Origin of the sequence: Pseudoalteromonas sp. MQS005, from assembly GCF_001661605.1 — a bacterium.
GTDB lineage: Bacteria > Pseudomonadota > Gammaproteobacteria > Enterobacterales > Alteromonadaceae > Pseudoalteromonas > Pseudoalteromonas tetraodonis.
The window spans coordinates 23,725-33,175 of sequence record NZ_LYRQ01000048.1 but is presented as its reverse complement, the minus strand read 5'-3'; the positions used below and the strand labels follow the sequence as shown (position 1 = coordinate 33,175).

Annotated in this window: 9 protein-coding genes; 4 read left to right on the top strand and 5 right to left on the bottom strand. The window is 40.1% G+C overall.

The genetic code is table 11. From position 1 onward, the window contains the following. Positions 1–208: 208 nt before the first annotated feature. On the bottom strand, positions 209–1,351 hold the full coding sequence (locus A9479_RS15220; protein ID WP_197487264.1) for an alkene reductase: 1,143 nt from the start codon (positions 1,349–1,351) through the stop codon (positions 209–211). 110 nt (positions 1,352–1,461) lie between these two features. Here A9479_RS15220 and A9479_RS15215 point away from each other — a divergent pair, with 110 nt between their 5' ends. Next, the gene (locus A9479_RS15215) at positions 1,462–2,346 is read left to right on the top strand and encodes a LysR family transcriptional regulator (RefSeq protein WP_064663885.1); all 885 of its coding nucleotides are present in this window, start codon (positions 1,462–1,464) and stop codon (positions 2,344–2,346) included. Positions 2,347–2,349: 3 nt separating this feature from the next. Here A9479_RS15215 and A9479_RS15210 read toward each other — a convergent pair whose 3' ends face one another. Next, entirely contained in the window at positions 2,350–3,618 is a 1,269-nt protein-coding gene (locus A9479_RS15210) for a mechanosensitive ion channel family protein (RefSeq protein ID WP_064663884.1), read from the bottom strand. A 119-nt stretch (positions 3,619–3,737) separates the two neighbouring features. Then, positions 3,738–5,627 (bottom strand): propionyl-CoA synthetase, encoded by a 1,890-nt coding sequence (locus A9479_RS15205; protein ID WP_064663883.1) that lies wholly within the window; start codon positions 5,625–5,627, stop codon positions 3,738–3,740. 203 nt (positions 5,628–5,830) lie between these two features. Here A9479_RS15205 and A9479_RS15200 point away from each other — a divergent pair, with 203 nt between their 5' ends. Then, positions 5,831–6,241 (top strand): NUDIX hydrolase, encoded by a 411-nt coding sequence (locus A9479_RS15200; protein WP_064663882.1) that lies wholly within the window; start codon positions 5,831–5,833, stop codon positions 6,239–6,241. Here A9479_RS15200 and A9479_RS15195 read toward each other — a convergent pair. Then, entirely contained in the window at positions 6,238–6,999 is a 762-nt protein-coding gene (locus A9479_RS15195; RefSeq protein WP_024601316.1) for an ABC transporter substrate-binding protein, read from the bottom strand. The genes A9479_RS15200 and A9479_RS15195 overlap by 4 nt on opposite strands. Positions 7,000–7,092: 93 nt before the next feature. Then, positions 7,093–8,091 carry an AraC family transcriptional regulator gene (locus tag A9479_RS15190; protein ID WP_064663881.1) on the bottom strand — a complete coding sequence of 333 codons (999 nt, stop codon included), beginning with the start codon at positions 8,089–8,091 and terminating at the stop codon, positions 7,093–7,095. 96 nt (positions 8,092–8,187) lie between these two features. Between A9479_RS15190 and A9479_RS15185 the strand changes: the two genes are divergently transcribed. Further along, the gene (locus A9479_RS15185; protein WP_064663880.1) at positions 8,188–8,637 is read left to right on the top strand and encodes an SRPBCC family protein; all 450 of its coding nucleotides are present in this window, start codon (positions 8,188–8,190) and stop codon (positions 8,635–8,637) included. After that, on the top strand, positions 8,627–9,451 hold the full coding sequence (locus A9479_RS15180) for a sterol desaturase family protein (RefSeq protein WP_008111422.1): 825 nt from the start codon (positions 8,627–8,629) through the stop codon (positions 9,449–9,451). Before A9479_RS15185 ends, A9479_RS15180 begins: the two co-directional genes overlap by 11 nt.

Sequence of the window (9,451 nt, the reverse complement as noted above, 5' to 3'; positions counted from 1 at the left end):
AAAATAAAAGCTTATTGTATTGATATATAAAAAATATTACTACTTTAATGCTTGTTAATTATTTAAAAACAATACTTTAAAACTAATTTTAATGCTTTTTATCGACATTTTAGTAAATGTAAAAATAGTGAGCAGATTAAATTCAACAAGGTGGGAGACGATGTAAAAAGCGTTTAAACATTGAATAAGGCCATCCATGGCCTATTAATTAATCGTTTTTGTAGTAAGGGTAGTCACTGTAACCTTGCTCAGTGCCGCCATACATAGTGGCTGCATCGGCTTCATTTAATGGCCATTGATTTTTTATGCGCGCTGGTAAATCAGGGTTTGCAATAAAAGGGCGACCAAAAGCAAATAAATCACCGTAGCCTTTAGCTAACATCGCCACCGCTTTTTCAACAGTGTACTTACCAGCGTAAATAATACGCCCAGAAAATTCAGCTCTAGCTGCTTGATAAAATTGCTCTGGTAAATCAGGGGCATTGTCCCAATCAGCTTCTGCAATTGAAAGGTAGGCAATACCGGCTTTTTCAAGTACTTTAATCGCTTCAATGTAGGTATGATGCGGGTTTGATTCTACTAACCCTAAATAAACACGGGTTTCATCAGTACTGCTAAATAAGGGCGCAAATCTAACCCCTAAGCGCTCAGGGCCTACTACGTCACTTACTGCCGCGACAATTTCTTTTAAAAAGCGCAGGCGATTAGTAAGAGAGCCGCCGTATTCATCATCTCGTTTATTGGTGTGCTCAGAAATAAACTGATTTACTAAATACCCATTAGCACAATGCAGTTCTACACCATCAAACCCCGCTTCTAGCGCATTACGGGCAGCTTGTGCATACATGCCAACAAGCTCTTTTACTTCATCGGTTGTTAAAGCTTGTGGTTCACTTGGGTTGGCTAAAGCGCCTTGAGCCGGTCCTGTTTCAATAAAGACTTTAACGCTATCAGCTGTTAGAGCTGAGGGAGCAATAGGTTTGGCTTCATTAGGCTGTAAGCTGGTATGTGAAACGCGGCCAACGTGCCAAAGCTGGGCAAAAATAATTCCACCTTCTGCATGTACTGCATCAGTTACTTTTTTCCAACCAGCTATTTGTTGATTAGAATGAATGCCTGGTGTCCAGGCATACCCTTGTCCTCTTGGTTCAATTTGAGTGCCTTCGGTAACTATAAAACCAGCACTAGCACGCTGTGCATAATATGTGGCCATCACCTCGTTGGGGATATTGCCAGGAACTGTGCTGCGTGAGCGGGTAAGTGGCGGCATTACAATACGGTTTTTAAGTGTGTATGGGCCTAAATTGATTGATGAAAATAGACTGTCGATATTTTTACTTGGTTGACTCATTTTAATACCTTTTAAATTAATAATGCTGTTTAGCGCCAATTACAATGCTGGTGAGCATAGGGATTAAAAGGTACAATTTGAAACAATGCTTTTTTGTTTAAGATACAATTATGAATGGTATATCTCGGCTTGATATAAAACAATTACGAATATTGAGTGCATTACTTAAACTAAAAAATGTGTCGGATGTGGCGCGCAAAATGGGCTTAACCCAGCAGGCTATTAGTGAGCAGCTGCGAAAATTGCGTGACTTATTTGACGATCGGCTTTTTATTCGCCAAGGCAATACAATGGTTGCAACACCTAAAGCAATTGCACTAGAGAAGCCCATTAATCAAATATTAACTCAGGTAGAAGCGTTATTAATACCTAAACAATTTACCCCAAGTAGTTACAAGGGCGTATTTACAATAAGTGCGACTGATTACGCTATAGCAGCTCTTTTGCCACAATTATTAGAAATAACAAGACGCGAAGCGCCAGGATTAAAGCTGATTATTCGTGACTTTGCCTCTGATAATGTTAATCAAATAATAAGTGCAGGAGAGCTGGATTTATTAATTAGTTTTCCTGAATTTATCCCTGCAAACTTAATCTATGACACATTATTTGAAGAACAACATATTTGTATTGCGGGGAAAAACACGGTGTTTTCTTCATCGACGTTGAGCCTTGCTGAAGTGGCCGCACACCCTCAATTAGTGGTTTCAGCGTCACGTGCTAACTTACGAGGCTCTCACGACCAATGGTTTGCTGATAAGGGCTATGCGCGCAATATTGTTATGTCAGTGCCTGGCTTTTCATTTGTCCCCGATTTGCTCTGCAGTACTGACTTAATTGCTTTTTACCCATCGCGTTTACTGCCAAACGCCAAAGTGAAACAGCTTGAAGTTGAATTATTACCACCGCCATTTAAGGTGATTGCAGCGTGGCATCCACGTTCAAATAACAGCGATATTCACCAGTGGTTAATAGCGCAATTAAAACGGATTTAGTGACTATTTAATTAGTTGACGAATATCGTTCCCTGTTGGTGCCTCATGGGCACGTAACGAAAAGGCGGGTAATATCGCTAATATATGGTCAAATATATCTGACTGAATATTTTCATATTCACCCCAATTAGTTGTATTGGTAAATGCATAAATCTCAATGGGTAAGCCATTTTTAGTTGGCTCTAGCTGCCTTACCATCAGTGTCATTCCCTGATGAATATGTGGGTGATGTTTTAATAGCGCGACTAAATAATGACGAAATGTGCCAACATTAGTGAGCCGACGACCATTTAACGTACAGCTCATATCTATTTTTTTCGTGGTATTTTGCTCGTTGATAACCGGTAGGGTAACTTCGAGGTAGTGGCTTAATAAATCTGCTTTTTTCAGCGCGGTGATCTCTTGCTCATCTAAAAAGCGCACACTGCTCATTTCTATATGGATACTCCGTTTTATGCGCCGCCCACCGGATTCTGACATACCGCGCCAGTTTTTAAATGAGTCAGAAATTAGCGCATAGGTTGGAATAGTGGTAATGGTTTTATCCCAATTTCTTACTTTAACTGTGGTCAAGGCTATATCAATCACATCGCCATCTGCGCCGTATTTGGGCATTTCTAACCAATCACCAACCGCAAGCATATTGTTTGCTGAAAGCTGAATACCGGCCACCAGCCCTAAAATAGCGTCTTTAAACACCAGTAGCAGTACAGCCGATAGCGCACCTAAACCACTGAGTAATATTAACGGGGATTTATTCATTAATAATGAAATCGCTAAAATACCGGTTAATACGCTGGCGATCAGTTTAATTGTTTGTAAAAAACCACGTAATGGAAAGTGAGCTGCAATGGGTTGCCTGTCAGATATTGCTTGAAAAATATTGAGCATAGAAAACAGCGAGAGCAGTGCAAATAAAATGATCCACTGATCAGTAAACATCTCAATGATATGTAAAAAAGCCGTTCCTTCTGGAACCCAGAGCCTAGCTTGTATAACAACCACAGCACCTTGTAAAACAAAGGAAATATTACGTGTTAATTTAAGCGCTAAGTCGGCAGGCGTGTGGGTATCGGTTTGAACAACTTTATCACTAAAGCGGCCTTTAAGTAGTCGTTTTGAAACTGACCTTAAGATGAGGTGCAATATGAGCGCAAATAAGCCAACCCAGCACAGTACTAATATGTTGTACCATAAATGCGCACTCCCAGGAAAATAAAGACTAAACCATTGCAGTAAAAATTCTCGCAGCTGCGATCGTATTTCAGTCATTTATATTCCCAAGAGATTTATTTGCGTGAGTTTCATCTATTTAATGAAATCTAGTTAAGCAGATGGGGCGAGAAAAGTCTATTTAAGCCGCGCTTAAATAGACTTTTTAAAAATAATATTTATATTTTATTTTCAGCAAGTTGCAGAGTTAACTCCTCAAAAATACTCGGATCGTCAATGGTTGATGGAATTTGTAGTTCTTCACCATCAATAAGTTGACGTAAGTTTTTGCGTAAAATTTTACCTGAGCGTGTTTTTGGTAAGCGCTCTACACACATAATATTTTTAAGACACGCAATAGCGCCGATTTGATTACGCACGGTTTGCACCAATTGCTGCTCTACTTCTTTATGCGAGCCATGAAAATCATTTTTTAACACTACCATGGCCATGGGGTTTTGACCCTTGAGCGCATCATTAACACCAAATACGGCACACTCAGCAACCGCGGGATGAGCGGCTACAATTTCCTCCATTTCACCGGTTGATAAACGATGTCCCGCGACATTAATCACATCATCGGTGCGGCCCATAATAAATAGGTAGCCATCATCATCAATATAACCGCCGTCGCCAGAAAGATAATAGCCTTCATATTCACTTAAATAACCGGCTTTAAAGCGTTCGGTATTTTGCCAAATAGTGGGTAAACATCCTGGCGGTAAAGGCAGTTTAATAACGACTGCACCTTGTTCATTGGGGGCGCATTCGTCACCATTCATATCTAAAATACGTACGTCAAACCCAGGAGTCGCAACCGTTGAACTGCCTGCTTTTGTAGGTAGATGCTCAATGCCGACAGGATTACAGGCTATCGCCCAACCAGTTTCTGTTTGCCACCAATGATCAAGCACAGGTAGGCCTGTTTTTTCTTTGAGCCAATCGTAGGTGGGAGGATCTAAGCGCTCGCCTGCTAAAAACAAGCGTTTCAGACTTGAAGTATCGTATTGTTTAAACCCATCGGCATTGGGGTCTTCTTTTTTTATCGCTCTAAAGGCTGTCGGTGCGCTAAATAAAGCCGTTACTTTATACTGTTCAACCACTCGCCAAAATGCACTGGCATCTGGGGTTCTAACCGGTTTACCTTCAAATAAAATAGTGGCGCAGCGGTACATAAGTGGGGCATACACTATGTACGAATGGCCTACAACCCAACCAATATCCGAAGCGGCCCAAAACACGTCACCAGGTTTCATTCCGTATACGGTTTCCATGCTGTAATGCATGGCCACGGCATGGCCGCCATTTTCACGAACAACCCCCTTGGGAGTACCCGTTGTGCCTGACGTGTATAAAATATAAAGCGGGTGATCGCCACTTACCGGAACGGGATCAACGCCAGTAGCTGTTTGCATTGCAACAGCCCAGTCAATATCACGCTCAGGCATAAGTGGTGCAGTTACTTGTTCACGCTGATAAATAATACAATGTTCTACTTTATAAGAGGCTGATTCGAGGGCGTTATCAAGTAACTCTTTGTATTCAATTACGGTATTCACTTCCACACCGCAAGAGGCACTGAGTACTAACTTAGGCTTGGCGTCATCAATACGTACCGCTAATTCATGTGCTGCAAACCCGCCAAAAACAACTGAATGAATAGCGCCGATGCGGGCGCAGGCTAACATACCAATTACGGCCTCGGGGATCATGGGCATATAAATAACCACGCGGTCGCCTTTTGTTACGCCTAAAGACTGCATTACTCCTGCGAATTTAGCGACTTCTTGTTGCAGTTCAAAGTAGCTGTAGCTGCGCGCGGTATTGGTTACGGGTGAGTCATAAATTAACGCTGTTTCATCACCATGGCCTGCAATAACATGCTGATCTACCGCTAAAAAGCAGCTATTAAGTTGGCCGTCGGCATACCAGTGATATAAACCGTTTTCATCTTGTGTGTAAGCTGTTTCGGGAGCCTGGTACCAAGGGAGGCGTTTACTTTGCGATAACCAAAACGCTGCCGGGTTTTGTTTAAACTCGTTGTAGTGTTGTTTGTATTCACCTGACATAAAGGCTCCTGAGCAAAATTTAATATAACTTTATTTAAAACTAAGCGCTTTTTATCAGGAGTGATATTCGACTATGGTCGGTTAAATAATAAACGGATTGTTTGGTTTTTAGCTAACGCTATGGTTTATAAAGAACTAACGACTAGTTTGATGATTTAAATGAGGTAACATATAAAAATGATGAACTATTTAATGTGGTAATAATGAGTCAAGTTGTCAGAGTAGGCGTTGCAGTGATAGTAATGCATGATAATAAAATTTTACTCGGTGAACGGTTAGGTGCGCATGGTGCAAATACGTGGGCAACCCCTGGGGGGCATTTAGAATTTGGTGAAACGGTTGAGCAATGTGCAGTGCGCGAAGTCGCAGAAGAGACAGGGCTTAATGTTACTAATATTCGTAAACTCGATTTTACCAACGATATTTTTAGCGCCGAGAACAAGCACTATATTACTTTATATGTGCAGGCAAAGTATGAAGGTGGCGAGCCTGTGAATAAAGAGCCTAACAAATGTTTACAGTGGCGTTGGTGTGATATTAATAACTTACCTTCACCTTTATTTACTTCATTAAAAAATTACTTAACGCAAGGCGTTTTACCTACTCAATACTAAAGGCGCGTTGGAATAGGGAGCTGCCATTTATTTAAAATTTGTTGGTATTCACCGCTTTCTTTTATCGCGTTTAATCTATCAGTAATAATTTTTGCTGTTTGCGGGTTAAGCTGCTTACTTGCTGCAAAGTGAAGAGAAGAAGGTAGCTCATCTAAATGTATACGCTTAGTAATTAAGTTTGGGTCGAGCCCTGCTCGCTTTAACTCGTTTTCAAGGGTGAGGGTGTTAGTCACCACAAAGTCGATACGATTTTTATACAGCATTCTCCATAGCTGCTGGTAGTAACTGACTAAGACTAGATTCTCACTTTCAGTAAAGCCTTGAGCTTCTAAATAAGCTTGTGCAGAATAACCGCGAATAGTGGCCACTTTGTATTCTTTGGCAAAGTTTAAGTGAATCACTTCATCGTTATGACTGCGTAAACTTACTAGGTATGCATCTGCAAAATACACTTTTCCCAGCCACTTAAACTGGCTGTTTCTGTTTGGCGTTTTTAACAGTGACAGCATGATGGCATTAGGATTGGCTTGTTGTTGTTGAAACATACGCGCCATCGGCATTATTTCAAACGTTGCTGTTAAAGCCGTGCCTTTTAATACTGCTTTAGCGATATCTACTAAGGCACCCTGCGCTTCACCTTGAGGGTTTTTAAAATGATAGGGGGGCAAATCTTCAGCGATGAAGGTAACCGGGTTTGCGTGACAGACCGCACTATAAAAAACCAATACAAAAACAGTTAACATCATACGCAAACGCATAAATAATTGTCTTTAAAGCAATACATGAGGCTAGTGTAAATAAAATCAATAAAAAGGTACACGTTAAATGTGTGTTTTAGGTAATCAAATTGTTTAATTATTGTTTTTTATAAATTGACGAGGTGAGCATTGATACCAGCGCTTAAAGGCGCGATTAAAAGAGCTTTGATCATTAAACCCCAACATAGTTGCAATACTGCTTAGCGAATAATGAGGAATATATGTTAACAAACGGCGTTTTTGCTCTCGCTCAAGAAGAGCGGCAAAATTGGTGTTTTCTTGCTTTAGATGACGTTGCACTGTGCGCGGGGTCATATTTAAAGCACTAGCCGTTCTGATCAGTGAACAGTCCTGCAAATCATATTTAGCCATTAAAATATGATTAATTTTTTCTGTTAATAATTGCTGACTTTTAAACTGGGATAGCTGTTGCTCTGACATTTGCTTTAGCACAGCGTTAATCTGGGAGTTATCGGTTTTAAAAGGAAGGGTTAAGTAACTACTTGGAAACTCTACTTGATTAAAGTTAGCGCCAGCTTTTACTGGGCAATTAAACCATTGCGCTAATTGTTGTAACTCACTGTCTGAAAAATGTGCTGTAAAATAAACGCAACTAGGCGAAAGCTGAGGATTAAGCAGTTGGCGTATAACACTTACCCACGCGGTCATATTTCTTAATACGGCTTGTGGACTGCACTGTGGGTCTGCTAACCAGGTTACCTTGCAAAGTGTTTGTTGCTGTTCAAACTCAGCACGCCCTATGTTAGCCACTAAACTGTCGTAGCTCAGTAATGCAGTAATGGCACTGGCTAGATTAGTACTCGATTCAATTAAATACCCAAGTACACCAAAATCAGCGGTACGTATTTGTTTTCCTAATTCAAACCCGAATAAGGAGTCATTTAGCGTTTGCTGTGCATAACTAAGCAGCGCATTATAGCTTTTTAAGCTAATACGAGGCGCTAATTGTTGTGTTTGCTTATTTGTATATTCATCAAATTCAATGGCAGTTAGTATCTCTTGGCTATCTAATCCTGTGCTTTGAAGATAATCCAAACAGCTAGAAAAGTAATGATCGGCTAAGGTTTTCATTTGTCGCCTAAAGCTAAAAAATAGTCATCTAATCGCAAGTTTGCCATGCAATATTTTTATATGCTAGAGATCTATAAAAATAATATGGGGCACACAATGATTGAGATAAACGTTAAACATAGTGTGGCAGCAACGCCTGAACAATTACGCACCTTATTATTAGCGCATGCTGATTTGGGGCGCTTTTTTAATGCGCAGTTTGAAGTGTTAACACCGCAAGACTCGGGTGAAATAAGTGGTGGAAAAGGCTCCATTAGACAAATAAAAATGCAAGGTACAACATTTAAAGAGCAAATAATAACGGCCGATAATAGCCACATTTGTTACCGCATTTTAGGGGATAAACCCGTTGCACAGCACCGTGGTGATATTTACTTAAAAGCCAATAAGACTCAGCCATCACTCACCGAGATCAGCTACCATATTCGTTGTATTGCGCCTTTGTGGTTACCCGACTTTATACTGGCTTTTTTTATAAAAAAAGATGTTAGCCAAGCACTTAAAAAAATAGCCAGCTATTTTCAGGAGAAACGTCATGAGCATTGAAATTATTTTATTGGCACTGAGCCCTATTTTTTTGCTGTTTGTAGGGGTTGAGTTTATAAAATTTAGACGTTACTACGATATAAAAGACAGCTTAGCCAACGCGTTACTTGCTTTATTACATCAAGGCGCTGATGCCATTGCGTTATTATTATTAATGCCGTTTTTTTATTGGTTGTATCAGTTTCGGCTATTTGATATTGAATTGACGCTATTTACTGTATTAGGCGCTTTTTTACTGCAAGACTTTTTATACTATTGGTTTCATCGTGCATCACACCATATTCATTGGTTATGGGCCGCTCATGTAGTGCATCATAGTTCTACTAAAATGAACTTTACCACGGCATTTAGGCAAAGTTTAATGTATCCGCTGGCGGGAATGTGGCTATTTTGGTTGCCGATGATATTAATAGGCTTTGAGCCTGTGATTGTTTTTGCGGTGGTGGCACTTAATTTGGCTTATCAATTTTTTGTACACACGCAAGTGGTAAAAAAGCTCGGTTGGTTTGAAGCATTATTTAATACCCCATCGCATCATCGGGTGCACCACGCTATAAATAATGGCTACTTAGATAAAAACTTCGCTGGCGTTTTAATTATTTGGGATAAATTATTTGGCACTTATGTAGAAGAGGATGAAAACAAGCCCTGTAAATACGGCATTATTGGTCAATTAAACAGTAATAACCCAATCAAAATCACCTTTCATCAGTGGCAGTATTTATTTAAAAGTACTTACCAAGCTAAAGGGTTAAAAGCCAAGTTAAACGTGTTGTTTGGCTACCCAACAAGCTCTCAAAGTAGTAATAAGTAA

What these genes read in the sequence shown, in the direction of transcription:
- A9479_RS15220 (WP_197487264.1), bottom strand. Translation starts at nt 1,351, where the DNA reads ATGAGTCAACCAAGTAAAAATATCGACAGTCTATTTTCATCAATCAAT.
- A9479_RS15215 (WP_064663885.1), top strand. Translation starts at nt 1,462, where the DNA reads ATGAATGGTATATCTCGGCTTGATATAAAACAATTACGAATATTGAGT.
- A9479_RS15210 (WP_064663884.1), bottom strand. Translation starts at nt 3,618, where the DNA reads ATGACTGAAATACGATCGCAGCTGCGAGAATTTTTACTGCAATGGTTT.
- A9479_RS15205 (WP_064663883.1), bottom strand. Translation starts at nt 5,627, where the DNA reads ATGTCAGGTGAATACAAACAACACTACAACGAGTTTAAACAAAACCCG.
- A9479_RS15200 (WP_064663882.1), top strand. Translation starts at nt 5,831, where the DNA reads ATGAGTCAAGTTGTCAGAGTAGGCGTTGCAGTGATAGTAATGCATGAT.
- A9479_RS15195 (WP_024601316.1), bottom strand. Translation starts at nt 6,999, where the DNA reads ATGCGTTTGCGTATGATGTTAACTGTTTTTGTATTGGTTTTTTATAGT.
- A9479_RS15190 (WP_064663881.1), bottom strand. Translation starts at nt 8,091, where the DNA reads ATGAAAACCTTAGCCGATCATTACTTTTCTAGCTGTTTGGATTATCTT.
- A9479_RS15185 (WP_064663880.1), top strand. Translation starts at nt 8,188, where the DNA reads ATGATTGAGATAAACGTTAAACATAGTGTGGCAGCAACGCCTGAACAA.
- A9479_RS15180 (WP_008111422.1), top strand. Translation starts at nt 8,627, where the DNA reads ATGAGCATTGAAATTATTTTATTGGCACTGAGCCCTATTTTTTTGCTG.